The 25,903-nt window shown below is 43.5% G+C and carries 22 protein-coding genes; 20 read left to right on the top strand and 2 right to left on the bottom strand.

The window, feature by feature from the left end:
* Nucleotides 1-2: 2 nt before the first annotated feature.
* The 18 genes from Q394_RS0103130 (at nt 3) to Q394_RS0103045 (ending at nt 21,839) form a co-directional block, all read left to right on the top strand.
* A complete protein-coding gene (locus tag Q394_RS0103130; protein WP_084260328.1) occupies nt 3-1,559 on the top strand; it encodes a DegT/DnrJ/EryC1/StrS family aminotransferase in 1,557 nt (518 codons plus the stop codon).
* Entirely contained in the window at nt 1,556-2,809 is a 1,254-nt protein-coding gene (locus Q394_RS0103125) for a lipopolysaccharide biosynthesis protein (protein ID WP_028487995.1), read from the top strand. The genes Q394_RS0103130 and Q394_RS0103125 overlap by 4 nt, the downstream gene beginning before the upstream one ends.
* A gap of 2 nt (nt 2,810-2,811) precedes the next feature.
* A complete protein-coding gene (locus Q394_RS0103120) occupies nt 2,812-3,357 on the top strand; it encodes a DapH/DapD/GlmU-related protein (RefSeq protein ID WP_084260327.1) in 546 nt (181 codons plus the stop codon).
* Nucleotides 3,358-4,404 (top strand): non-hydrolyzing UDP-N-acetylglucosamine 2-epimerase, encoded by a 1,047-nt coding sequence (gene wecB / locus Q394_RS0103115; RefSeq protein WP_028487993.1) that lies wholly within the window; start codon nt 3,358-3,360, stop codon nt 4,402-4,404.
* Nucleotides 4,401-5,699, top strand: a complete 1,299-nt coding sequence (locus tag Q394_RS0103110) for a glycosyltransferase family protein (RefSeq protein ID WP_028487992.1) — start codon at nt 4,401-4,403, stop codon at nt 5,697-5,699. The genes wecB and Q394_RS0103110 overlap by 4 nt, the downstream gene beginning before the upstream one ends.
* Nucleotides 5,696-6,907: an O-antigen ligase family protein gene (locus Q394_RS0103105; RefSeq protein ID WP_028487991.1), complete on the top strand. Its 1,212-nt coding sequence runs from the start codon at nt 5,696-5,698 to the stop codon at nt 6,905-6,907. Before Q394_RS0103110 ends, Q394_RS0103105 begins: the two co-directional genes overlap by 4 nt.
* 37 nt (nt 6,908-6,944) lie before the next feature.
* The gene (locus Q394_RS0103100) at nt 6,945-8,303 is read left to right on the top strand and encodes a phenylacetate--CoA ligase family protein (protein WP_028487990.1); all 1,359 of its coding nucleotides are present in this window, start codon (nt 6,945-6,947) and stop codon (nt 8,301-8,303) included.
* Nucleotides 8,304-8,311: 8 nt separating this feature from the next.
* Complete coding sequence (locus tag Q394_RS0103095) at nt 8,312-9,433, top strand: glycosyltransferase family 4 protein (protein ID WP_028487989.1); 1,122 nt, start codon at nt 8,312-8,314, stop codon at nt 9,431-9,433.
* Between the two features lie 69 nt (nt 9,434-9,502).
* Entirely contained in the window at nt 9,503-10,111 is a 609-nt protein-coding gene (locus tag Q394_RS0103090) for a sugar transferase (protein WP_028487988.1), read from the top strand.
* 204 nt (nt 10,112-10,315) lie between these two features.
* Nucleotides 10,316-10,948 carry an acetyltransferase gene (locus Q394_RS0103085; protein WP_028487987.1) on the top strand — a complete coding sequence of 211 codons (633 nt, stop codon included), beginning with the start codon at nt 10,316-10,318 and terminating at the stop codon, nt 10,946-10,948.
* Between the two features lie 2 nt (nt 10,949-10,950).
* Entirely contained in the window at nt 10,951-11,799 is an 849-nt protein-coding gene (locus Q394_RS0103080) for a 3-hydroxyacyl-CoA dehydrogenase family protein (RefSeq protein WP_028487986.1), read from the top strand.
* Nucleotides 11,800-11,836: 37 nt separating this feature from the next.
* Complete coding sequence (locus tag Q394_RS0103075; protein WP_028487985.1) at nt 11,837-13,012, top strand: DegT/DnrJ/EryC1/StrS family aminotransferase; 1,176 nt, start codon at nt 11,837-11,839, stop codon at nt 13,010-13,012.
* A gap of 210 nt (nt 13,013-13,222) precedes the next feature.
* Nucleotides 13,223-15,160, top strand: coding sequence for a polysaccharide biosynthesis protein (locus Q394_RS18920; RefSeq protein WP_051542685.1), 1,938 nt, complete (start codon nt 13,223-13,225; stop codon nt 15,158-15,160).
* Nucleotides 15,161-15,221: 61 nt separating this feature from the next.
* A complete protein-coding gene (locus tag Q394_RS0103065; protein WP_028487984.1) occupies nt 15,222-16,037 on the top strand; it encodes a tyrosine-protein phosphatase in 816 nt (271 codons plus the stop codon).
* Nucleotides 16,038-16,100: 63 nt separating this feature from the next.
* Nucleotides 16,101-16,835, top strand: coding sequence for a polysaccharide biosynthesis/export family protein (locus Q394_RS0103060; protein ID WP_028487983.1), 735 nt, complete (start codon nt 16,101-16,103; stop codon nt 16,833-16,835).
* A 25-nt stretch (nt 16,836-16,860) separates the two neighbouring features.
* The gene (locus Q394_RS18915) at nt 16,861-19,185 is read left to right on the top strand and encodes a GumC family protein (protein WP_051542682.1); all 2,325 of its coding nucleotides are present in this window, start codon (nt 16,861-16,863) and stop codon (nt 19,183-19,185) included.
* Between the two features lie 10 nt (nt 19,186-19,195).
* On the top strand, nt 19,196-20,455 hold the full coding sequence (locus Q394_RS0103050) for a hypothetical protein (RefSeq protein ID WP_028487982.1): 1,260 nt from the start codon (nt 19,196-19,198) through the stop codon (nt 20,453-20,455).
* 4 nt (nt 20,456-20,459) lie between these two features.
* Nucleotides 20,460-21,839, top strand: coding sequence for an O-antigen ligase family protein (locus Q394_RS0103045; protein ID WP_084260326.1), 1,380 nt, complete (start codon nt 20,460-20,462; stop codon nt 21,837-21,839).
* Nucleotides 21,840-21,873: 34 nt separating this feature from the next.
* Here Q394_RS0103045 and Q394_RS22245 read toward each other — a convergent pair whose 3' ends face one another.
* Complete coding sequence (locus tag Q394_RS22245; protein WP_051542679.1) at nt 21,874-22,587, bottom strand: hypothetical protein; 714 nt, start codon at nt 22,585-22,587, stop codon at nt 21,874-21,876.
* A gap of 197 nt (nt 22,588-22,784) precedes the next feature.
* Between Q394_RS22245 and Q394_RS0103035 the strand changes: the two genes are divergently transcribed.
* Complete coding sequence (locus Q394_RS0103035; protein WP_028487980.1) at nt 22,785-24,332, top strand: serine/threonine-protein kinase; 1,548 nt, start codon at nt 22,785-22,787, stop codon at nt 24,330-24,332.
* A 91-nt stretch (nt 24,333-24,423) separates the two neighbouring features.
* Nucleotides 24,424-25,275, top strand: a complete 852-nt coding sequence (locus Q394_RS18905) for a prolyl hydroxylase family protein (protein WP_051542677.1) — start codon at nt 24,424-24,426, stop codon at nt 25,273-25,275.
* 54 nt (nt 25,276-25,329) lie between these two features.
* Here Q394_RS18905 and Q394_RS0103025 read toward each other — a convergent pair whose 3' ends face one another.
* A complete protein-coding gene (locus Q394_RS0103025; protein ID WP_028487979.1) occupies nt 25,330-25,671 on the bottom strand; it encodes a hypothetical protein in 342 nt (113 codons plus the stop codon).
* Nucleotides 25,672-25,903: the final 232 nt, after the last annotated feature.

The raw sequence follows: 25,903 nt of genomic DNA, 5'->3' as shown, positions 1-25,903 counted from the left end.
CTATGGATTTGTTAATTGATGTTAATATTGCATTGGACATTTGTGCCAAGCGGCAACCTTTTTACACTAGCGCCCGCGATGCGTTGGCACTGTGCCAACAACAAGGTGGTAAACTATGGCTGTATACCGGTTCTGTCCAAACCTTGGAATACAATTTATACAGTACGCTACGCCGTGACCAGGAAGCTAATGAAACTCAACTTAGCAAACGGCAACTCCACGCCAAGTGTTTAGCTTTGTTGGCAACCTTTGCGGCGGACAAACAATGGTTGGCTGCATTAGCAGGCGAAGGTAATGTATTTGCGGCAGATGATCCTGAAGATGAGCAACTCATCCGTGCGCTAGACCGATTCGCACCGGGAACAATCAAGCTATTGACCCGTGATGAGCCATTGCTGGAAGCTCACCCAAACAAAACGCTTAGCCCTGAAGCCTTTATTGAGCAAAGCTTGCAAAACCCTAGCACGCCCAAGTTTGAATTCATCGACCTGAAAACCCAGCAGAACGCGATCCGACCGCAGTTGGAGCAGAATATCCATCGAGTGTTGCATCATGGCACTTACATTATGGGTAAGGAAGTGGATCTGTTGGAGGCGAAGCTCGCCGCTTATACAGGTGCGAAGCATTGCATTACGGTGGCGAGTGGCACGGAAGCGTTGTTGATTAGCTTGATGGCGTTGGGGATTGGTGCGGGGGATGAGGTGATTACCACACCGTTTACCTTTGTGGCGACGGCTGAGGTGATTGTGTTGTTGGGTGCAAAGCCAGTGTTTGTGGATATTGAGCCGGATACTTGTAATATTGATGCGCGTTTGATTGAAGCTAAAATTACCGAACGGACTAAGGCGATTATGCCAGTTAGCTTGTATGGGCAACCGGCGGATATGGATGAGATTAATGCGATTGCGGCGAAGTATAACTTGCCGGTGATTGAGGATGCGGCGCAGAGTTTCGGGGCGACGTATAAGGGTAAGAAGAGTTGTCATCTTTCTACGATTGGTTGTACTAGCTTTTTCCCTAGCAAGCCGTTGGGATGTTATGGGGATGGTGGGGCGATTTTTACCGATGATGACGCTATTTACCACGCTTGTCGGGAGATTCGGATTCATGGGCAGAGTCGGCGTTATTACCATACCCGTGTGGGTGTCGGTGGGCGAATGGATACGCTGCAATGTGCAATTGTGCTGGCGAAACTGGAGCGGTTTGATTGGGAAGTGGAGCAGCGGATTGCGCTGGGGCAGCGGTATAATCAGTTGATGGATGAGGCTGGGATTCAGCGGGTGCAGCAGCGAGATGATCGGACAAGTGTGTTTGCGCAGTATACGGTGCTGGTGGAGCAGCGTAGTGAGGTGGAAGCGCGGTTTAAGGAGGCTGGGATTCCGACAGCGGTGCATTATCCCGTGCCGTTGAATGAGCAGCCTGCTTATCAGCATTTGTGTTGTGCGGATTGTACGCCGATTGCGAAGGATAGAGCGCGGCGGGTGATGAGTTTGCCGATGGGGGCTGATTTGACGCAAGCCCAGCAGTTTAGTGTTTACCAGACGCTACAAAAACTGTGAAGCGTTTTCTCCCAAAAAGTGAGTTTGGGCGTAATGTAGTTACGCTTATGACAGGCACTGTTATTGCACAAGCTATACCCATAGCTATATCTCCTATTTTGACAAGACTGTATAGCCCCGAAGAATTTGGATTATTTGCTTTGTACATGGGTTTAGCCGCTATTCTTTCTGTTATTGTGACAGGACGTTATGAGCAAGCCATTATGTTGCCAGCAGATGATGATGATGCCGCTAACTTAGTAGTATTATCCCTCACTATCACTGTTATCATCAGCTTATTAACTTTACTACTAATTTTTTTCACTAGTGACAAGATTGCTTCTGCACTCGAAAAACCAGAAATTGAGGCATGGCTTCTTTTACTTCCAGTAACAATTTTTTTGACAGGAATATACCAAACGCTAAACTACTGGAATAATAGAAAGAAGCAATATAAAACGCTGGCAAAGAATCGAATTTATCAAAGCACAACTATGTCGATTGCTCACATTGGTGGTGGCTTTATTTCTGGCAGTGGAATATTTCTGATTTTTGGCGATCTCATTGGGAAGTTCACATCAGCATCTTTTCTTGCATTAAACACTTTCAAAAAAGATTCATCAAGCTTCATAGACATCAGAAAAGATAAACAAATTTCTTTGGCAAAACGTTATAAAAAATTTCCAATATTTGATACGGGAGCAGCATTAGCCAATGTGTCTTCATACCAAATACAGAATATACTATTTCCCATCTTTTATGGTTTATCAAGTGCAGGTTTCTATTTTTTGGTATTGAGAGTACTACAAGCACCGCTATCACTGATTAGTACGTCATTAACTGATGTGTATAAGCAAAAGCTAACTGATCCGAAGACTACTGAAAATGATTTAAAAAGATACTACAAAAAAATGTTTGTCTTTTTGTTCTCTATAGGTTTACCTCCATTAGTACTGTTCATGTTCATTGGCGAAGAGCTATTTTCCTTCATATTCGGAAGTGAATGGCAAGTCGCTGGTGAATACGCCATCATATTAGCTCCTATGTTTTACATCAGATTTATTGCCAGCCCACTAAGCTACTTCTTATACTTAAAAGAAAAACAAGAAATTAATGTATTAGGGAATTTCACATTTCTAATATGCTCTCTTGCTTCAGTTATATTTTTTAAATCTGCGGAAGACGTTGTTATTTTTATTTCAGTAACATTTTCCCTGACATATATCGCATATATCATTTACTCTTTTAAGTTATCAAAGAGCAACCTATAGAAATGAGAAAGCAAATAAAAAAAATCCTATTGCCCATCTTCAACAAAAGCACTGTGCTTATGAAGTTTTATGAAAAAAGCTCTTTCATCAGAACTCCTTTGGGCATATCTATAATCAACTTTATTTTTCAAAGAATACTTAGAGTTAATGGTGACATACCAATCCCTGTCAACTTCACATCCCGCGTAGTTTCTTTTAAAAACATATCCTTACATACAGATAAAAGCACTAAACTATCTTTTGCTGTAAGTGGCGGTATATACATACAGGCGGTTAATGGAATCAAAATTGGCGAAAATTTTTTATTTGCTCCGGGAATTAAAATCATAAGCTCAAATCATGACTTCTTATCCAGAGGAAAATCGGCTGAGTCTAAGCCTATTATTATAGGCTCAGATGTATGGTTAGGAGCTAATGTTGTAATTTTGCCGGGCGTTGAACTGGCTGATGGCGCAATAGTAGGTGCTGGTTCTATTGTTACGAAAAGTTTTACACAAAAGAATTCTGTTATTGCGGGTAATCCAGCAAAGCTTATAAGGGTTTATTAGATGAAAATCACCACCATCATTGGCGCACGTCCCCAATTCGTCAAAGCCGCCGTTGTCTCACGGGCTTTCCGTGAGCATCGCCCTGACGTGCAGGAAACCATCATCCATACAGGGCAACATTACGATGCCAATATGTCGGATGTATTCTTTGACGAACTCGATATCCCCCGCCCTGACCATCACCTCGGTATTGGTGGCGGCACACACGGACAAAACACCGGGCGCATGTTAGAAGCCATCGAAACCGTCTTGCTGGGCGACAAACCCGATTGGGTACTGGTGTATGGTGACACTGACTCCACATTAGCCGGAGCATTAGCCGCCGCTAAACTGCATATCCCAGTTGCCCATGTCGAAGCGGGGCTACGCTCTTTCAACCGCACTATGCCGGAAGAACTCAACCGCATCCTCACTGACCATGTAAGCAGCTTGCTGTTCACCCCCACCGACACTGCCACTCGTAACCTTGCCAATGAAGGCATCACGGGCGAGAAAGTGCAGCAAGTCGGCGATGTGATGTATGACGCAGCCCTGTACTACCGCAACAAGGCACAACGCCCAGCAGGAATCCAGCACGACAGCGGCTTCATCCTCTCCACCATCCACCGTGCTGAAAACACCGATAACCCGGAGCGTTTATCTAATATTATCGGTGCATTAAATGAAGTCGCGGCAGAAACTCCTGTCATTCTCCCCCTACATCCGCGTACTCGTAAACTGCTTGCCCAAGGTAATTACGATACCCGCAATATTGCCCTGCTTGAACCGATTAGCTACCTGCAAATGGTCTGGTTGTTGGAGCATTGCAAACTGGTGGTGACGGATAGTGGTGGCTTGCAGAAAGAAGCGTATTTCTTTGGTAAACCATGTGTGACGACACGAGATGAAACGGAATGGGTGGAGCTGGTGGATAGTGGGTGGAATACTCTCGTCGGAGCTAATATTAAACGAATTAGCCAAGCATTTGCCGTTAAAGCACAGTCAGAAAGGACTGAACTCTACGGGTCAGGCAATACTGGAAAACTTATAATTGGTTTTCTGCAATGAGTAGTCCAAGAATTACAATCATCAGTTTTGCGTGGCCGCCACGAAATTCAATTGCGGCACACCGCCCTTATAGTTGGGCAAAGTACTGGAGCGAGGCAGGCGCACAAGTACGTGTAATAACCGCACGAAAATATGCTTACGATGCACCACTTGACCTTACCCTTCCCTACCTACCCAAAGTGGAAGTTTTGGAAATTGATTACCGTAATGGAATGAACACTCTCGCCCAGGCTACTTTTTCAAGTCCATTAAAAGCACCGGTACGATGGATTTATAACAAACTTCGTAATGCCAAGTTAATTGGACTAAAAAATCCTCGCGAAGGATGGCTTCAAGCGGTAAAACCACTAATTCCAAAATTAGCACAAGAGTGTGGGTATATTGTTAGCACCTATGATCCTTGGATGGTACATCAGATTGCAGCCGAAATGAAACAGATAAATCCAGATTTAGTTTGGATTGCTGATTATCGTGATCTGTGGAGCCTCAATCATATGACCTTTCAGTCTGAAGCAAAGAAAAAAGCATCTATTAAACATGAGTTATCTACTGTTGGTGCATATGCTGATCTAGTATGCAGTGTCTCTGAAGAACTTGCAGAGCAGCAAGGTCGTTTCGTAAACAAACCTTGGCTAACTATAGCTAACGGTTTTGATATAGATGTTGAAGCCATCTGTGAAAATATCAATAAGCCACTGCAAGCCGTAGTCCTACCTATGAATATAGTGTACACAGGTAAAATTTATCCGGGCTATCGTGATCCGTCGCCGTTACTTGAAGTTATTGTAAGTCTCGAAAATCAAAGCATCATAGCTCGTGGTTCTATTCACCTAAATATATATGGAGGACAAGTTGAAGGTATCGAACCAATCATGGCTTCGGGACGCTTTAATCATATTATTAAATTGCATGGACATGTATCGCGTGAAGATGCTATTACAGCACAATATCAAGCTGACTTACTTCTTCTATTGGAAAGCCCATTACCAGAAGCATACGGCGTTCTAACTGGCAAAATATTTGAATATATGGCAACTGGCATACCTATTCTAAGCCTTGGAAGCCGCCGAGAGTCGGCGATTGGTCGAGTGCTGGATCAAACAAAAGTAGGCATGTGTACTGAAAATGATCCGACAAAGATAAGTTCTGCACTTGTAGAGCGAATTGCAGGTACACCGAAATGGTTTTCACCTGAACTCACAGAAATCCTGCAATTTTCACGCGAACATCAGGCAATGAAGTTGTATGAGGCCATGATGTCTGTTACTACGCCAGGAATCACAGAGAAGGTATGAAAAACTTTCTTATTATTGGGCTAATTCTGTCTTACATCTTTGCTACAGCTTTTCTTGAAACTGAATCTGGCAATCGTATAAAACCTGCTGACTTGATGTTGGCAGGTATAATTTTAATATCACTGCAAATCATTATAGCCAATAAACAGTTAGTTATCTCAAGGATTCATATAGCAATATTACCACTACTTACCATTTTTCTTATCGGCTCGATTCAGGCGATCTATCCTGATCGTGCTATTCTTGAGTTGACTGTAGTGTTTTTTGGCTTTATCGGATCAATTGCAATCGTCAACCTTTTAACAAGTCTCTCTGATATATGGCTTAAGCGTTTTATGCAAGGTTATGTGATCATAATTGGCTTTCTAGCGCTGATATGCCTTATTGATTTTCTCATTCTACCTGGTCTTATTAGTAGCAGAAACCTAGGTGGTCTACAAGGTCCTTTTCGCAACACTGGTCAAGCCGGTCATTTTTTCGGAGTTCATTTTGCAATTATTTTAGCGTTACTTATGGGGCAGGTTATTCCACGCAACCTCATTTATATAATAGCATTAATAATAATCGGATTTGCTTTGGTCTTCACTTTTAAAAGAGCAAGCATTTTGGCTGCTATAACAGGCTTGGCTCTTTTGCTATTATTCATGTTCTTTTCTAATTCAGCACGTGACAAAAAGTTATCTGTAATACTCACAATAAGTTTCTTTTTGATAGCAACGCCGGGTTATTTTCTATTTCAATGGGCGATGGAAGAAGTTCCCGGCATGAAATGGCGCTCCGAGTACAAGTTTAACAATGATGCTGTAGAAGATTTTACAGAAGGTTTTCTAGCTGAAAATATTCGTTCTTCTTTTGATGCACTTTCAGACAAACCACTGCTTGGAGTAGGATTAGACAATGTTAGAGACATATATCAGAATCATGAAATACATTCTACTTATTTAGGGATTTTAGCTTATAGTGGCATTGTCGGCACGGTAGCTTATTTGTTTTTTATGGGTGTATTTTTTCTAAGAATATATACTGAATCTCGTTTTAAACAACTGAATCCATGGTCAAGCTTTCTATACACAATTACTCCATTAATCATGGGGCTTGTTGTTGGTTGGGCTTATACATATCATCTTCGAAAACGTGAATTCTGGATACTAGTAATATTTGTAGTACTAGCAATTCGGATGAGTAAAAGACTGCGTTTAAATCATTAAATTAAAAAACCTTAACCTCAAATAAACCCTGCTAATCATGAATATTAAGAAAGCTATTTTAGAAAAATCACCCGTTTTTATACAAAACATTGCAATAACAATTTATAACAACTATCTTTATAGAAAAAGGCATAATGGGAAATACAAGACGCTATTCAACCACTATTCAAACATCGAAAATAAAACAAAAGAACAAATAAATAAAGAAATTATTAAGATAAAAACAGATTTTTTAGACTACGCAACATCAAAATCTGCTTGGTATGGCAATTTCAAGAATCAACCGTTAGAAAATTTTCCATTTCTTGAAAAATCTGACATAGTTAATAATTTAGATAAAATAGCAACCATATCAGAGAAACAAGGAAGTATTAGCCTCACAGGAGGAACAACTGGTACTTCCATGAAAGTAATATACACCAATGATGATATAATAGAGAGACAAGCCATCTTAGATAGTTTCAGAGCAAGATTTGGCTACAAACTTGGGAAAAAAACTGCATGGTTTAGCGGAAAAAATATTGTGCGAGACAAAGACATTAAAAATGGTAATTGTTATCGTGATGATTGGATAAACAACATAAGATTCTTTTCCACGTTTTACATTTCATCTAAGAATTTTTCTATTTATTGGAATAGCTTCACTAAATTTTCTCCTGAGTATATTGTAGGATTTCCTTCCAGCTTATATGAACTGTGTAACTTCGCAAAACAGAATGGGCTATCATATAGAGGACATGTTAAAGTTTTTTTTCCTACAGCAGAAAACATGTTAGATGAACAAAAATCGACAATAAAGTCAGTTCTGGGTTGCGAAATAGTAGATCAATATGCCTCATCAGAAGGTGCTCCATTTATTCTACAATGCCAAAAAGGAAATCTTCATATACACCCTTATACTGGTATTTTCGAAGTCCTTGACGAAAACAATAATCCTTCATTAGAGGGTAATCTAGTCGTGACATCTTTTCACACACATGGAACGCCTCTCATTCGCTACCAAGTAGGAGATACTATCAAACTAGCACCTGAAAATTACCAATGTCCTTGTGATTCTCATTTTCCAGTTGTACAAAGTATTATTGGTAGAAATAATGATTTCATTTGGAGTCAAGAGAGAGGGCGTGTTAATCTAGGGAATATTAGCAACTGTACAAAAGATGTTAACGGGATTGAGTACTTTCAAATAAAGCAATATAAACCTGAAGAAATTTTTGTAGAGATTGTAAAAAACAATAATTTCACAGAGCTTGACCAAGAAACCTTCGTAAAAAACATAATTGATCGCATCGGCAATAAAATAAAAATTAATTTAGCTACTGTTGATGAAATCCCAAAAGAAAAAAGTGGAAAATATCGCATCGTCAAAAACTTTATTGACTTTCAAAAAACCTAGAAAAATTAATGAAAAACTTTATTATTATCGGTGCGCTGCCCGAATCCCTCATCAACTTCCGTGGCTCACTCATCCAATCCCTACGCAAAGCCAATTACCAAGTGACTGGTATGGCTTCAGAAACACAATCCAAAGTAACTGAACAACTAGCCACATGGGGCGCAAATTTCCGCGCTTACCCCGTACAACGCAATAGCCTAAACCCACTGGCAGATTTCAAAACATGGCAATCCCTACGCCAAACATTCCAAGAACTGCAACCCGATGTCATTCTCGCCTACACCATTAAACCGGTGATTTGGGGTGGGCTGGCAAGCCGTATTCTCTCTAATACACGCTTTTACGCCCTGATCACCGGGCTTGGCTTTGCCTTCCAAGGGGAAACATTCAAGCGCAAACTGCTAGTGAAGCTAGTCACATTCCTCTACCGCACCGCCTTAAAACGTGCCGAACGGGTGATTTTTCAAAACCCCGATAACCTCAACGAATTTGTTCAACGTGGCATTGTACCAGCCGCCAAATGCGCGTTAGTCAACGGTTCGGGCGTAGACATTAGCCGCTACACTCACACCCCCTTGCCTAATAACCCGCCTGTTTTTCTCACCATCGGGCGTTTATTAGGCGAAAAAGGCTTCCGCGAATACGCCCAAGCCGCCCAAATCGTCAAAGCCCGCTACCCAGAAACCACCTTCCAACTACTAGGGCCAGAAGACCCCTCACCCGATGGCATCCCCCTCAGCGAAGTACAACACTGGCATCAACAAGGCTGGTTGGAATACCTCGACTCAACCAGTGATGTACGCCCTTACCTGCAAAACTGCCACATCTACGTCTTACCCTCCTATCACGAAGGAATGCCCCGCACCGTACTAGAAGCCATGGCAACAGGTCGTCCGATCCTCACTACCGATGTTCCCGGCTGCCGCGAAACTGTCATCTCTGGTGAAAACGGCTACCTAGTTCCCAAAGCTGACGCCGAAACGCTGGCGGAACGCATGATTTGGTTTATCGAAAACCGCGATCAATGGGAATGCATGGGTAAACGTAGCCGAGAGCTAGCTGAAGAAAAGTACGACGTACACAAAGTCAACGCCGAAATATTAAAAATAATGGGGTTAAATGAAACGTGATCCCCATCACAACTTTTTATCAAAAAAAATAATATAATGGGACTTATAGAAAAAACAGGGGAACTTCTCATGAAACGTACAACCGACTTTATCACTGCCTTATGTTTATTAATCATACTCAGTCCAATTCTGTTGGTAACAGCACTACTGGTCAGCCGTAAGCTCGGCTCCCCCATTCTGTTCTCCCAAATTCGCCCTGGCCTGAACGGAAAACCCTTTCGCATGTTCAAATTCCGTACCATGACCGATGCCCGTAACGCTAACGGCGAACTGCTACCCGACTCCATACGCTTAACCAAATTCGGCAAATTCCTCCGTGCCAGTAGCTTAGACGAACTTCCCGGACTCTGGAACGTACTCAAGGGCGATATGAGCTTAGTCGGTCCCCGTCCTTTACTGATGGAATATTTACCACGCTACACCACAGAACAGGCGCGTCGTCACCAAGCACGCCCTGGCATTACGGGGTGGGCACAGGTCAATGGACGCAACGCGATTTCATGGGATCAAAAATTCAAACTTGATACTTGGTATGTAGATAATCAATCCTTCTGGCTCGATATGAAAATTTTGGCACTAACAGCCAAAAAAGTTCTCGTGCGCGAAGGCATCAGCGCAGCAGGTGAAGCCACCATGCCTAAATTCACTGGATCATCAACCTCTGCTACGCTTAACTGAATAGGCACATAACAGTCTATAATAAATAGAATCATCTAAACTTTTGATCAATCGGAAATTAATTTCCCTGTTTTCTATATAAATTTTCTACTTTAGTAAAAAACTCATCAATCAATAACCATATGGATTTTCACTCGTGATCACTGCCGAAAAAAGGGAAAGAAAGAAGAAATCCATCCAAAAAGTCAAGGTCATAAAAATCTAATGAATATCATTATAGTTGGAGCCAGTGGCTTTGCTTTGGAAGCAGCATGGCTTGCGGAAGATTGCGGTCACCAAGTGATTGGATTTTTAGATGACTCACTTGAGAAACAAGGGACTACTGTGTTGGGAAAACCTGTATTGGGAATAGTCGATAACTGGGCAAAATTTTCAGAGAATCATCTGATAGTTGCAATAGGTTCGCCACGCACACGCAATAAAGTCATAAAAAACATGGAGCGTACAGGCACACCTAAATTTGCAACATTAGTGCATCCTAGCGTTATAAAATCTAGTCATATAAATATTGGCGAAGGAACATTGATATGTGCAGGCTGCATTATGACTGTAAACATAAATATAGGCAAACACTGCATAATCAACATTAACTCTACAGTGGGCCACGAAGTTAATATTGGTGATTTCTCAACAATAGCACCGATTGTTGCTATTTCAGGTAATGTCACGCTTGAAGATTTTACAGAGGTAGGAACAGGATCATCAATAAGACAAGGTGTATCTATAGGCCGTGGCTCTATGCTTGGAATGGGTTCTGTTTTAACAAAAAATATCCCATCATTTAAAATATATGCAGGAATACCTGCAAAACCACTGAAAGACATGGAGGAGATTTAGGCATGAACTACAAAGTTAGTATAATTGGATCAGGTACAATGGGACTTAGCATAGCTCAACTGCTTGCAAGCACTGAAACAGTGAACCATATACAGATAATCACCCGAAAAGATAAAATTGAAGCATCACAATCAACAATTGAATCCTTTCTAAATAAACAAATCAAGAAGAAAAAACTCCCCCCCATATTAATAGATAGCTTCCATGATAGATTTACTTTCTCATATGACTACACTCTATTAAGGAATAGTAATTTAATTATTGAAGCAATAACAGAAAATATTGAAAAAAAGAAGAGTCTGCTTGCTGAAATATCTGAATATACAAATGATGACTCAATCATCGCATCTAATACATCCTCACTCAGCATAACCGAATTATCAACTGCATACAAAATCCCCAGCAAAGTTATCGGAATACACTTCTTCAATCCTGCAACAATAATGGAACTAAATGAAATTATTGTTGGATTCACTACAGACAAAGAAACACTCAATGAAGCGTTGGAATTTTCAAGAAAACTAGGCAAAGAATCAGTCCTTGTTAATGAAAGTCCTGGGTTCATCGTAAACAGAATGCTGATTCCGATGATAAATGAGGCCATCACTATTCTTGCTGAAGGTGTAGCTAGTGCCGAAGACATAGATAAGGCAATGAAACTAGGAGCACATCACCCTATGGGTCCCCTAGCTCTTGCAGATTTTATCGGCAATGATGTGAATCTTTCAATTATGGAAACATTATTTAAGGAAACCGGAGACCCTAAATATCGACCACATGCTCTTTTAAGAAAAATGGTAAGAGCTAATTTTCTTGGTCGAAAGACAAAACAGGGCTTTTTCAAGTACTAATCATTGATATTTCTACAATACAAACTGACTTACCATCATGCTAAACACACCTTTTCCCTCATGGCCATCCTTCACTGAAGAAGAAGCCACTGCTGTCTCCCAAACTCTCCTGTCCAACAAAGTCAACTATTGGACAGGTCAAGAATGCCGCGAGTTTGAAAAAGAATTCGCCACATGGTGTGGCACAGAATACGCCGTAGCACTGGCAAACGGCACGGTAGCACTAGATGTCGCCCTAAAAGCCCTAAACATTAATGCAGGTGATGAAGTCATTGTCACCTCCCGTACTTTCCTCGCCTCCGTTTCTTGCATCATCACCGCTGGGGCAACCCCCGTGTTTGCCGACGTAGACCGCGACAGCCAGAACATCACTGCCGCTACCATCACCCCCATGATCACCCCCCGCACCCGCGCCATCATCTGCGTGCATCTAGCGGGCTGGCCTTGCGACATGGACGAGATCATGCAACTGGCAGAGCAACACAATCTCTATGTCATCGAGGACTGTGCCCAAGTCCACGGCGCAACCTACAAAGGGCGGATGCTCGGCAGTATTGGTCACGTTGCTGCATGGTCATTCTGCCAAGACAAAATCATGACCACTGGCGGTGAAGGCGGCATGGTCACCACCAACGACCGTGAACTCTGGGCAAACATGTGGAGCTATAAAGACCACGGCAAAAGCTGGGAAGCCGTCTACGAACGTGAACACCCACCTGGCTTCCGTTGGCTACACGACAGCTTCGGCACCAACTGGCGTATGCTGGAAATGCAAGCCGTCATCGGGCGTATCCAACTCAAACGCATGAGCGAGTGGACAACCCAACGCCGCCACAATGCCACTGCCATCTGGCAAACCGCCCAACAACTTCCCGGTTTACGTGTCCCCACCCAACCCTCACACATTGGTCACGCCGCTTACAAATGCTACGTCTTCGTCGAACCCACCCTTCTTAAACCCGACTGGAATCGTGACCGCATCATGGCGGAACTCAATCAGCGTGGTATCCCCTGCTTCTCTGGCTCCTGCTCCGAAGTCTATCTGGAAAAAGCTTTCGATAACACGAGCTGGCAACCTGCCGAACGCCTGCCCATCGCCAAGGAACTGGGTGAAACCAGCTTGATGTTCCTTGTGCACCCCACCTTGAACAATACCCACATCCACCAAACCTGTGACGCACTGAAAGAAATCATGCAACTAGCAATTGCTTAAAACATCAACATACATGTGACACCTATCACTGACCAATCAATAAACAGGATTTATAATCACTCCCGTCACTAAACAATACTGACATGATAGAGGGGTCTTATGCCTTGTTCCCACAACGAACAAAGCAACAAAAAGACTTGCGAGAGCACACTACGCGAGGACATTTCTCCTCGCTGTTGTGTACTGATAAATACCCCCTCGGAGTGGTACATGAAAACAAACAACTCACCTTACACCTATTTTTTTAGGTTAGAACGCTGGCAAAAACGTCTAGTCATGCTGGCCACTGATATGTGCCTGCTACCTTTTGCCGTTTGGGCAGCATTCGCATTACGTTTAGGCACATGGACACCTGAGCTACATGATGGCATCTGGTTGTTACTGCTCGCCCCCCTCTTAAGCATCCCCATCTTTATCAAACTGGGACTTTACCGTGCCATTGTCCGCTACATCGGCGGGCAAGCCATACAGGCGGTATTTACCGGGGCAATGCTCTCGACTTTACTCCTATCCGCTGTTGTACTGCTGCTCGATGGGCAAGGCATTCCTAAATCATTTTTCCCCATCTACGGTTTTACCGCCTTTATTTTAGTGGGTGGCAGTCGCTATCTAGCCAGCCGCTACTACCGCTTGTTGATGGATGCACACCACCATAAAATCTGTGTAGCCATTTATGGCGCTGGCGAATCTGGCAGACAACTCGCTGGCATCCTTAACCGTGGGCAAGAATATATCCCCGTGTTGTATTTGGATGATGAGATCACCCTTCAGGGCACTATTCTCAATGGCATGAAAGTCCACTCACCGCTAACCCTGCCCTTGTTAATCGAAAAATATGACCTGCAACAGGTACTGCTGGCAATGCCCTCAGCCAGTCTTGAACATCGTCGTGCTATTGTTGACCATTTGGAAAAATTGCCGGTGCATGTTCGTAGCATCCCCAGCCTAAATGATCTGGTATCAGGCAATAGCAGCATCGGCAATCTTCGTGAAATTGGCATTGAAGAATTACTAGGTCGCCTCCCCATTGCGCCAGAAACCAACCTGCTACATGCGAATATCCAACATAAAAGCGTGATGGTAACCGGGGCGGGCGGCTCTATCGGCTCGGAACTATGCCGTCAAATCATCCGCTTAGCACCGACCAAACTGGTGTTGTTTGAATCATCTGAATTCGCACTCTACCAAATTGAGCGTGAATTACAGGAATACATGGCGCATGAAAACCTAGACTTCCCCCTCATTCCAGTACTCGGCTCGGTGCAAGACCGCCAACGTGTAGAAGAAATCCTGCGTAGCTGCCGCATTCAAACCCTTTACCACGCGGCGGCTTACAAACACGTGCCGATGGTAGAATGCAACCCAATTGAAGGCATCCGTAACAACACCTTTGGTACTTTCCACACCGCTCAAGCAGCACTCAATGCTGGAGTAGAACGTTTCGTGCTGATTTCCACCGACAAAGCCGTGCGCCCCACCAATGTCATGGGCGCCAGCAAACGTATGTGTGAATTGGTATTGCAAGGTTTCAGCCAACTGTCAGGCAAGACAACCTTCTGCATGGTGCGCTTTGGCAATGTACTCGGCTCTTCCGGCTCAGTTGTTCCCCTGTTCCGCCGCCAAATTCAAGAAGGCGGGCCGATTACCGTCACGCATCCAGATATTATCCGTTATTTCATGACGATCCCTGAGGCCGCTCAACTCGTCATACAAGCCGGTGCCATGGCAGAAGGTGGTGAAGTATTCCTGCTAGACATGGGTGAACCGGTCAAGATTCTTGATCTTGCCAAACGCATGATCCGCCTGTCTGGCTTACAAGTACGCGATGCCGCCAACCCTCAAGGCGATATTGCTATCGAATTCACTGGCCTACGCCCCGGTGAAAAATTGTATGAAGAACTATTAATCGATAGTGATGCAGAACGTACCGCTCACCCCCGCATCTTGAAGGCTCAGGAAAACTTCCTGCTGTGGAATGAGTTAGAAACGGTCTTAAATGAACTACGGCAAGCCTGTGAACAGCGCAATCTGCCCATGATCTACCGCTTGCTCAGTGAAAACGTGCAAGGCTATGTCAACAAAATGCCACTGCATATACCGCCCTCTGCCACGGTGATCCCCTTGCCTGTCAAAAAAGTTGGCACATAAATAAATCAAGGGTGTGACCGATCTCACACGCATTAGCCCAAAAATACTTTATACTGGGCGCATGATAGATTTACACAGCCATATATTACCAGCGCTTTGCGACGGTTCCCAAGATCTGGAAACGTCGCTGGCAATGGCACGTCTGGCCGTCGCGGACGGCACGACCCATTTGGCCTGTACACCACATATATACCCGGGTGTCTACGCCAACTCTACCAGCACGATTGCACCGGCCATGAGTGCATTACAAGCAGCGTTGGATACCCATCAGATCCCGTTAACACTGGTGATGGGTGCGGATGTCCACATGGTGCCGGAAGTCATGGAAGGCTTGAAGCAAGGCAGAATCCCAACGCTACATGGCTCACGTTATTTCTTATTAGAACCTTCTCACCATGTGCCGGTACCGCATTTTCTGGAACAAATCGAAAATTTTTTGAATGCGGGCTATGTACCCGTCATCACGCACCCTGAACGGCTGCGCTGGTTAGATGAGCATTATGAAGACTTCATTCAAGCGGCTCGTATGGGTGCTTGGATTCAAATTACCGCCGGGGCAATCACCGGCAACTTTGGGCCATCTGCCAAAAAAAGAGCTGAACGTCTGCTCTTAGACGGTGTCGTACACCTGATTGCATCGGATGCGCACAGTATCGAGCATCGCCCGCCGACGATGTCGCATGGCGTAACAGCAGCGATTCAGCTTTTGGGTGATGAAACAGAAGTGATGCGCATGGTACAAGACCGCCCACAAGCCATATTGGACAATGCCGCACCTGATGCTTTGCCAATACCCAGTGGATTAAACAAAGAACCAGCGGCTCCAGTCACACGGACATCGGTTAAGAAAAGTTGGCTTAATCGCCTGTTTCACTGAAGAACAGGGAAAATTAAAACGCTGAGCCTTGATACAACACAGATAAAGGGTTAAAGAGAGCTAATGAACGCACATAAATACATAATGAAAACGTTCCTATCCGTCGTTACATTGTCAGGTGTAGCAGGAATATCCGCTTGTAGTACAACCGGCACTGCCCCAAATAGTACCGGCGCAACAACGCTGAGTGATAGCAGTATATTCGCCAACGTGAATGAACTTGATTACAGTGCATCACTAGAACAAGCCACCATTGCCGCTGGCGATATGTTGGATATTAAAGTCTTTCAGGCCGATGAACTCTCCGGCAAGGTACGCGTGGACACCAATGGACAAATCTCACTACCGCTCATTGGCGCTTTAACCGTTGCTGGATCAAGCCCGATTGAAGTTGAAAATCAACTTAAAGTGTTATTAGGCCAAAAATACCTGCAAAACCCACAAATAACCGTGTTCATGGAAAACTTCACCAATCAACGCATTACGATTGAAGGTGAAGTCAAAAAACCGGGCGTATACCCCATTACAGGCTCTGTCACCTTATTGCAATCGGTCGCATTAGGTGAGGGCTTATCTTCATTAGCGGATGACAAAAAAATTGTCTTATTTCGTCGCATTGGCGAAAAAACCAAAGCATATCACTTAGATTTAAATGCAATTCGTGCGGGTACAATGCGTGACCCTTATTTGCGTGGTGATGACAGGGTCATCGTGCATCGCTCCGATAGTCGTTATTGGTTACGTGAAACGGCAACCTTATTAAGTCCATTATCTACCCTCAACACTATCCTTAGATAACAAGATAAAATAGCCGGATTTTACCATGACACATAGAAATATTTATTCTGAGCCAGAAGAGCTACAACACAATAGAGGGCTTGTTCCTGTACAACAGCGAGCGCTAGTCACAACACAGTTTGATAACCATCCTCGGCAGGATGATGGTAACGATGACGAAATTGACCTACGTGAACTATGGTCAGTCATCAAGCGCCGTAAGGGCACTATTCTATTGATTTTCATGGTAGTGTCATTGTTATCCTTACTGGTAACGCTGAGTATGACCCCTATTTACCGCGCTGCTGTGACCTTAGAAATCAACACGGAGGAGCAGCGCGTACTGGACTATGACGTCGAGGCTGGCTCTCAACGTCCGGTTGATAATAAAGACTTTTACCAAACACAATATGAGATTCTAAAGAGCCGTAACTTAGCGGATAGGGTTATCAATAAAGCTGGCTTAGAATCAAGGCTAAAGGGTGAAGAACTTAAAGCACCTTTTTATACTGATACATTACACTCTATTAAAAACTGGTTTAAGCCAGCGAGCAATGATGCAGCACCTGATGAAACAAATGCAGAAGATAGTGAGGTTACTATGGCCTCAAAACGTGGCACGGTTCCTTTGTCGCAGTTATTCTTGAATAATGTAACCGTTTCACCTGTCAAAAACTCCAAAATTGTCACGGTTCAATATGATGATGCTGACCCTGAGATGGCAGCATTGATTGCTAACTCGTTGGCAGAAAATTTTATTCAAATGAATTTGGAACGCCGTTCAAACTCAACAGAATACGCCAGAAAGTTCTTGGAAGAACAGCTAGCGCAGACCAAAAGCAAACTAGAAGAATCAGAAGGTAACTTAGTCCAATATGCTAAGGATAAATCGATTTACAATACCAGCAGTGACAAAGCCAGCTTAGTGGCACAAAAACTTCAAGGGTTAAGTGAAGCACTAACAGAAGCAGAAAAGAATCGTATTGCCGCAGAAAGTGATTTCAAACAAGCGCAATCCAGCAAAAGCCTCGGGCGTGTTCAAGGCAGTGCTGTCATACAGCAACTTAAAACCACCAAGGCCAAACTGCAAGGTGACTATCAAGAAAAACTGCAAATTTACAAGCCTGACTATCCATTGATGCAGCAATTACGCGAACAAATCGGCGAGTTGGATCAGGAAATACGCCGCGAATCTTCTTTAGAAAACACTACTGCTTCAAGCGCATTACAGTCAGATTACCTTGCAGCTAAACAGAAAGAAACACAACTGTCTGCGGAGGTCGAAAAATACAAGGCTGAATTACTCAATAGCCAAGATAAAAGCATTGGTTACAATACTTTACAACGTGAAGTGGAAACCAACCGCCAATTATACGAAGGCTTATTACAACGTGTAAAACAGGTTAATGTTGCGGGATTAGCCAATACCAACAATATTTCGATTGTTGATAGCGCACTGGTACCTTATGCGGTCCAAAAGCCAAACGTCCGCCTTAATTTGGCGCTTGGAGCAGTGTTAGGATTATTTCTTGGTATGGTCATCGCCTTTATGTTGGAGTTCATTGATGATCGCATCAAGAGTTCTGAAGACTTGGAAAAAGCCCTGTCTATGCCTGTATTGGGCGTAGCTCCCACTCCAGGCAAAGAAATTAAACAACACAATTATGCCTTGTTGACCGTTGAAAAACCCACGTCAGCCGTCGCAGAAGCTTTCCGTTCACTGCGCACGAATTTAATGTTTGCCACACGTGATGGTGCACCTAAAGTTTTAAATGTGACCAGTACCGATGCCAGCGAAGGCAAAACCAGTACAACGATAAACTTAGCGACAGCATTTGCACAAGCGGGTAAGCGTGTTTTGCTTATCGATGCAGATTTACGTAAGCCGACCTTGCACAAACATTTCAAACTGGATAATTCTAAAGGACTATCCCATTATTTAATTGGGCAAGAAAATCTGGAGGGTATTACACAAGCGTCTTTTATTCCTGAAGTCTATGTCGTTACCTCCGGGCCTATTACCCCGAACCCTGTTGAGCTGCTTTCCAGTGAGCGCTTAGCTGAACTTGTAGCGTTTGCTAATAGCCCAGAATGCACCTTTGATATTATTATGCTCGATTCACCACCGGTTTTAGGTCTGGCGGATGCCTTGGTTATTGGTAATCGCACCCATACGACTCTATTGGTCGCTGCGTGGAATCAGTCTCGGAAACGACCTATCCAAGCTGCATTCCAACGCTTGCGGCAGGCACGTAACAATGTCATTGGTGTTGTCATGACCAAAGCCAAAGGTAATACAGGCGGTGCATACTATAACTATGACTACTACTACAGCTATGGCGATAAGAAAGCCTTAGACACCAAGGCATAAGGGTAGCGCTATGCAGATGATCATCAGACGCCTAGGGTTAGTGCTACTGGCAGTACCAACCTTATACCTCATTACCAGCTATGGTATTGGACATGTGGGCGCTGGTGATTTCATTGATACTCGACGGCTCATTATTGATATTCACCCTGATAGCTGGGCAGCATTAGACAGTGATGACTGGTTTCAGTTAGCTGAACAAGCGCAAGAATTAGGTGATTCAACGCTAGATCAGACTTATACCTTACAAGCGTTAGCGGCCAACATCACCAGTGGCAGAGCCATGGCGCGACTGGCCGATATACGCCTCCAACAAGGTCAACAAGCCCAAGCTAAACAGTTGGCACAGCTGGCAGCACAACTGGTTACTGCTGAAATTGAGACACATCTGCCATTAGCCTTTTTTTGGGCAAAGGTTGGTAACAACGCAGAAATGGTGAAAGCTTGGGATATGCTTTTTATCCGCGAACCATCATTACGCAACACCTTGTTTCCACATATGCGGGCAATGGCTATCAATCCATCCACTGCTTCGCTTGTGGATGCCTTTGCAAGCAAACCGCCTGTATGGTGGGGAGCCTTTTTTAACTACCTAGCAAGAGATGCACAAACTGCACCTAGCTTACTCGAGCACTTGTATAGCTTACGCATAACCTCTCCAACCCCTATTAATCAGGGAGAAATGACAGCCTACATTAACCGACTGGTGAAAGATAAACGTTGGGTAGAGGCTCATAAGGTTTGGCTAAGTAGTTTACCCAAAGAAACCAGCGCTTATCAGGAACTGGTTTATGATGGTGGGTTTGAAGGAGCAATACATAACACTGGATTCGACTGGTTTTTTGAACGCCATGCGCAAATCAAACTGAAACAGGATATGACGTTCGGCATGGAAGGCCAACGGGCGTTAAAAATCAGTTTCAACAACTCCAAACATGTGAAGTTTCAACACTTATGGCAACGTTTGCTGTTAAAACCGGCTCACTATGAATTAAGTTTACGCGTTCGTGCAGACCAATTCCGTACCGATGGTGGCTTGCAATGGCGGATGCGCTGTGCAGAAGACAATCAGATTATAGCGGAATCCCCTGTATTGAAGGAAAGTACGCCTTGGATTGCACAAAGCGTTGCCTTCGACATCCCCCCCAGCAACTGTGAAACACAATTATTGCGTTTGGAAGCTGCTAGCACCTATGCGCATGATCAAGTGTTTGCGGGTGCTATTTGGCTTGATGCCATTCAAATCCACCCACTAGCTAGTGATAAGCCATAAAGTTATGCGTAGCGATTCTTCAAACAATTCTGCCTCACTTCATCAACAAGTGCTCTTCACGCTAAGTGTTGCCATCCTGTGCTTTGCGCCATTAATGCGGGGCGGTAGGATGGCATCCGCGTTAATGATCTTAGAAATATTAGGTGTGATCTTACTGATAGTGTCCCTGTGGTATCCGCACCCGAAAAAGTCTATACCGGCCTTGGCATGGGCGTTAATCATCAGTGGCTTATTACTGCCGCTGCTTTACTTAATGCCATTACCGACTGGTTTGTCGTTACAATTGCCGGGGCGATCCTTGTATCTAGAAAGTGTAGCCGTACTCACTGATGCAGGCATGGCTGTCAATTACCTACCACTATCGCTGATACCTTCACGAACCTTAACCGCATTACTTGCCCTGCTGCCGGTCATCGGGATTTTCATGGCCACGTTGTTACTCCCGAAACATTATGTGATACGACTGGTATATGTCTTTCTGGGGGTAGCGACTTTTCAAGCGTCATTAGGCTTGATCCAGTACGGTAGTGGTGCTGAATGGGCTTTTTGGTGGGAGCTCACAGCCAGTAAAAATGTTGCAACAGGTACCTACCCTAATCGTGACCATTTCTCTGGGTTATTGGAGATGGCTATTCCGATTGCTTTGGGTTTAACGGCTTATAGTTTTCGTCACAAAAAACACGAAGATCATGATAATCAGCAACATTTTAACCAAACCTTGATTTTTTTCACGGTGAGTTTAGTGTTGATTCTGGGGGGGATTTTTGCCCGCTCAAGAACAGGCGTTGCACTGGTGATGTTGGCACTATTACTTTGTTCCTTCTTATTTGCTCGGCACATTGGTGGTAAACGTGCGTTAGGATTCGGTGCCAGCATCACGGTGATTGCAATAGGCATTGCTTCCAATATTGGGCTAATACCTGTGCTAAATCGGTTTGCTGTGGATCCTGTTGAAGATTTAAGATGGGAAATTTTCGATCAAACTTGGCAAGCTACCAAGCATTTTTTTCCTTTCGGCAGCGGGCCTGGTACATTCCAGTCAGTTTTTATGGCATTCCAACCACCGGAAATGCCAGTATTTATTAATCATGCTCATAACGATTACTTAGAGTTTCTGCTAGAAACAGGGCTATTGGGTGGGATTATCATGGTGCTGTTTTTAGCCTTGTATGCCGTTGGTTGGTTCAAACTCTATCAACAACGCAAAAGCAGGGATGCTTGGGGATATTTTTACTTCATGCAAATCTCCGCCGGTATTAGTATTTTATTATTGGCTTTGCATGGCTTGACAGATTTTAACTTTCATACGCCTGCTAACAGCATCTTCTTCGCATTTCTAGGTGGTATATTTTTATATCAATCCAACAAAAAGCCCTCAAAATGAGGGCTTTTTGCTTCAGTTCACGAAGAACTGAGGATTAACCACCACTAACCGGAGTTGGTGTTGGTGTTGGTGATGGTGTTGGTGATGGTGATGGTGTACCACCTGTAGTTGTACCACCTGCAGTTGTACCACCTGTAGTTGTACCACCTGTAGTTGTACCACCTGTAGTTGTACCACCTGTAGTTGTACCACCTGTAGTTGTACCACCTGTAGTTGTACCACCTGTAGGAGTTGGTGTTGTTGTGCTAGAACTATCACTCTTAGAAGCAACAACTGCCGCTGCTAAACCAGCACCAGCAATTGCTAACACGCTAAAGCTACCACCAGCAAGAATAGAACCACCTGCTGCTGCAACCGCTGGAATCACGGAAATAGCAGTACCAGCCGCAACACCAGTAACAGTCGCTGCTTGTGCGGCTGCCATTGTAGCAGTTACGCCAGCAATATTCGCTGCTGCTGCTGCTTGCAACGTTGATGAAGCAACCAGTGAAGCCAACTGGCTACCAGTCAAACCAGGAATAGTTGCCGCAGCACTATATGCCGCTTGAGAAATAGCAGAAGCCGCAGCCTCCCCCGCGAGATTTGCCGAAGCAGCATTTTGTGCAGCCACTTTAGCAGCATTCAGTACGACATTATTCGCACTGCTCAGTTCAGTACCCGATAACTCAGCAAAAGCTGAGGTAGATACCCCACCGGCCAGTGCTACTGCAACCATTGCAGACATGGAAAGTTTCTTGATCACGTTCATATTGAAGCCTCTTTAGATCATTTTAATCGGAAAAAATAAACCGTTTACTATGTAGATAATCACTATCATAATAAATTAATATTATAGTGTGATTCTCCCATAAAAAAAAGCTTTTGTTTCTATATAATTTCTATAAGCACCTATGCCTTACACCACATTTTATTCTGTGAATAATATACTTGGAACCATTACTACACATGACAACCAAGCCTAATCTCATGATTGCAGATCGCTACGAACTCGGTGATTTGTTGTCGACCACCACGCTGGGGAAATTGTTCCGTGCCCATGACTTCATCAGTGAGGTTGAGGATGAAGCCCCACGACAGGTACTAATATTCGCAGTAGAACCGAAGATCTTTGCTTATCCCGGATTTTCTGATGTCATTACAAGCGTCATGGCGAGATTTGCTCAGGAAAACGCCCCTCTCAATATTGCTGATGCCCACGAATATCAAGGGGTATACTGGATTGTGTTGGATGAACCTTGCGGGGAACTGCTAATAAATAACATAAATCAGAGACATGCAAGCAATAGCCAACCGAGCACCGACACTGTACAACCATCATTAATCAATATTTTACAAGCGGTTAAGGATATCTGCCCTAAAGGCGGTTTTGGCTTCATTGAACCAGGTGCCATTTTATGTCAAGAAGACCACTATAAAATCTTAAATGCTCCTGTGGTCATGTCCCTCATTATTCTTTTTAAAAACAATGATCTGATCAAACATGAACTTCAGTTAAATTCTGCGTATTGCAGCCCTCAGGTATCCATGGGAAATATCCCAACCCCTCAAGATGATACCTTCGCAATCGCCTGTATTGCTTATCATATTCTTTATGGCCGACCTCCTTTTACGACGCTAAGTACATTAGAAGCCTACCACCAGAAAAAAAAGCCATCCGTACCTGCCAACTTAAATTCAGAATCACAAATAAGTTTGCAGCGCGGCTTATCATTGGAATGGCAGAAACGTCAGATGTCTCCCTATGAACTCGTTCATGCATTCACTAGCATTCCGACAGACAGCCAAAATCCCATTACTAATAACGATAAAACTACCCCTATTAGTTTTAGAAACATTGCTTCATCACTAACACTGCTAGTTTTACTCATTGGTATCTATAAATTTCATAACCAAGCAGAAAACAGCACGAAGACTGACACCACACAAACCCACCATTTAGAAGCAAAAAATACCATCAAACCTAGTGTAGTGGCACCTTCACTCAACGTTATGCAGACACCACCAACGCAATCAATAAAAAAACAAATCACTGCCAAAAAATCAGCAGAAGAACCTATTCGTCAGAAAATAAATCAGCAAATCAGTAAACCACCATTTGCTACACAACCAGCAAATTTACCAGTAGCTGTTAGATCAACAGAAGAAAATCAATTGGTTGAAACAACATCATCATCTTACCCACGCAATATCAACCAACGATCAGCTGACTTAGTTATCCAGACCGATACATCCCTGAATATTCAGAAAGAAAGGAGGCATAACAATAAGTCTAATAATCCACCCCAAAAACCAACAATGCCAATACAGGTGATATCACCAACTATTATTCAACCGAGCCTTCGGCAGCCTGCTACTGCTACTGTTATTCCGCTTAATGAAAATACTTTCGTTGTAGGCTCTGCACCCTCTCAAACAAAATCACCCACAAAAAGAGTGATCCAGACACAAGTTTTTCCACAAGGCGAGAATACCTTTATTGTCATGCCTGATTAATATAACAATATATTGATGTATGCCATAGAAAATAGTTACTTAAGCCATTAAAATCCTAATTCTTTATTGATGGGCTAAAAATGGAGTCGTTATGTTTACTATAAAGGATCAAGAATGGCAAGATTGGTTAGATACCAATCTGTCACGGAAAGTCAGTCCAAACGATTTATACAAAAAGATGCGTGAGAATGGCTTTGATGCCGAAACACTGCAACAGATGATGGGGAGTGCCTACCCAAAAGGTATTGAAACACAACCCATCCAAGCCAATACAAACATTGATTATCAAACACTTTCCCAAGTAATGGAGGCACGTGGTGCAGCATTAGGGGCACAACGTCTCAACACCGATATCATACAACTGTACACGCTCGATAATTTTTTTACCGTTGCAGAATGCGAACGGGTTATTGCACTAACAGCTGAAAATCTTGCCCCATCACAAGTATCACACGATGATGGCGACAAAACCTTTCGTACCAGTATGACTTGCCACCTACGCAAGAGTGATGACCCTTTCGTTGATTATATTGATGAAAAAATAGCACGTACTTTAGGTATATGCCTGCCTTACTCAGAAGACATTCAGGCTCAACGCTATGCGTTAGGAAAAGAACTAAAAGCACACCATGACTATTTTGTAAAAGATGCCCCAGAACACTATGCCTTCACCTCACAAAAAGGGCAAAGAACATGGACGTTCATGATTTACTTAAATGATGTAGCGAAGGGAGGGGGAACTCATTTTCCCTATCTTGATTACACCCTTTATCCAAAGCAAGGACAAGCTGTCATTTGGAACAATATTTATCCAGATGGCCTACCTAATCGTCATACACTGCATCAAGGTATGCCCGTTGAAGAAGGTGAAAAAATAATCATCACCAAATGGTTCCGTGACCAAGGGGAAGGTGATTTATTTTATGAGCAAATGACTAACTAACAACCTAAAGCCCGCGTCTAATGCTTAGATGTGGGCTTTAGGTCTAAGAAAATATTACTGTTTTGCGCCAGCAGAGCAGAAGAAGCCACCACCCGCAATGGCTTTACCCTCTACATCTAGCGCTGAAGGATGGTATCCAGAAGCTTTAGCAAAACCAATCGCCTGACATGCTGCATTGCCTACCGTTTGAAGATTAGCGGGCACGGGGCCAAACGCACTCGGTTTATCCCACAACACACCAGCAGACTTACCTTGAAGCAAACCACGCGCATTCTCAGACTTCATTAACTTCGGGGGAGTTTTATCTGGCGCATTACCAACTGCAACCGAAGCACAACCAGACATTGACAAGAAAGCCACGCAACCAACGACGGACATCATAACTTTAATAGACATAAAAACTCCATTACTGGCGAAAAGCCATCAAATAAAAAAACCATTTGCCCATAAAAACTACATATGATTGTATTACAAAAAACAAAAAAATGCCTATTTTTTTAATCAATCAACATGAATTTTAAAAACAAAAATTACCGTAATATTCATTGATCAATTTATGCAACAATCATAAACAAAGTCGAACAATAACGTAAAAATATCCAAATATTGACAACACTTATATCGATTA

Source organism: Thiothrix lacustris DSM 21227, assembly GCF_000621325.1.
Lineage (GTDB): Bacteria > Pseudomonadota > Gammaproteobacteria > Thiotrichales > Thiotrichaceae > Thiothrix > Thiothrix lacustris.
This window is presented reverse-complemented; position numbering and strand designations above follow the sequence as displayed.

Bases quoted from the DNA above. Each gene is read 5' to 3' on its own strand.
- Q394_RS0103130 (WP_084260328.1), top strand. From the start codon at position 3: ATGGATTTGTTAATTGATGTTAATATTGCATTGGACATTTGTGCCAAG.
- Q394_RS0103120 (WP_084260327.1), top strand. From the start codon at position 2,812: ATGAGAAAGCAAATAAAAAAAATCCTATTGCCCATCTTCAACAAAAGC.
- wecB (WP_028487993.1), top strand. From the start codon at position 3,358: ATGAAAATCACCACCATCATTGGCGCACGTCCCCAATTCGTCAAAGCC.
- Q394_RS0103110 (WP_028487992.1), top strand. From the start codon at position 4,401: ATGAGTAGTCCAAGAATTACAATCATCAGTTTTGCGTGGCCGCCACGA.
- Q394_RS0103105 (WP_028487991.1), top strand. From the start codon at position 5,696: ATGAAAAACTTTCTTATTATTGGGCTAATTCTGTCTTACATCTTTGCT.
- Q394_RS0103100 (WP_028487990.1), top strand. From the start codon at position 6,945: ATGAATATTAAGAAAGCTATTTTAGAAAAATCACCCGTTTTTATACAA.
- Q394_RS0103095 (WP_028487989.1), top strand. From the start codon at position 8,312: ATGAAAAACTTTATTATTATCGGTGCGCTGCCCGAATCCCTCATCAAC.
- Q394_RS0103090 (WP_028487988.1), top strand. From the start codon at position 9,503: ATGAAACGTACAACCGACTTTATCACTGCCTTATGTTTATTAATCATA.
- Q394_RS0103085 (WP_028487987.1), top strand. From the start codon at position 10,316: ATGAATATCATTATAGTTGGAGCCAGTGGCTTTGCTTTGGAAGCAGCA.
- Q394_RS0103080 (WP_028487986.1), top strand. From the start codon at position 10,951: ATGAACTACAAAGTTAGTATAATTGGATCAGGTACAATGGGACTTAGC.
- Q394_RS0103075 (WP_028487985.1), top strand. From the start codon at position 11,837: ATGCTAAACACACCTTTTCCCTCATGGCCATCCTTCACTGAAGAAGAA.
- Q394_RS18920 (WP_051542685.1), top strand. From the start codon at position 13,223: ATGAAAACAAACAACTCACCTTACACCTATTTTTTTAGGTTAGAACGC.
- Q394_RS0103065 (WP_028487984.1), top strand. From the start codon at position 15,222: ATGATAGATTTACACAGCCATATATTACCAGCGCTTTGCGACGGTTCC.
- Q394_RS0103060 (WP_028487983.1), top strand. From the start codon at position 16,101: ATGAACGCACATAAATACATAATGAAAACGTTCCTATCCGTCGTTACA.
- Q394_RS18915 (WP_051542682.1), top strand. From the start codon at position 16,861: ATGACACATAGAAATATTTATTCTGAGCCAGAAGAGCTACAACACAAT.
- Q394_RS0103050 (WP_028487982.1), top strand. From the start codon at position 19,196: ATGCAGATGATCATCAGACGCCTAGGGTTAGTGCTACTGGCAGTACCA.
- Q394_RS0103045 (WP_084260326.1), top strand. From the start codon at position 20,460: ATGCGTAGCGATTCTTCAAACAATTCTGCCTCACTTCATCAACAAGTG.
- Q394_RS22245 (WP_051542679.1), bottom strand. From the start codon at position 22,587: ATGAACGTGATCAAGAAACTTTCCATGTCTGCAATGGTTGCAGTAGCA.
- Q394_RS0103035 (WP_028487980.1), top strand. From the start codon at position 22,785: ATGACAACCAAGCCTAATCTCATGATTGCAGATCGCTACGAACTCGGT.
- Q394_RS18905 (WP_051542677.1), top strand. From the start codon at position 24,424: ATGTTTACTATAAAGGATCAAGAATGGCAAGATTGGTTAGATACCAAT.
- Q394_RS0103025 (WP_028487979.1), bottom strand. From the start codon at position 25,671: ATGTCTATTAAAGTTATGATGTCCGTCGTTGGTTGCGTGGCTTTCTTG.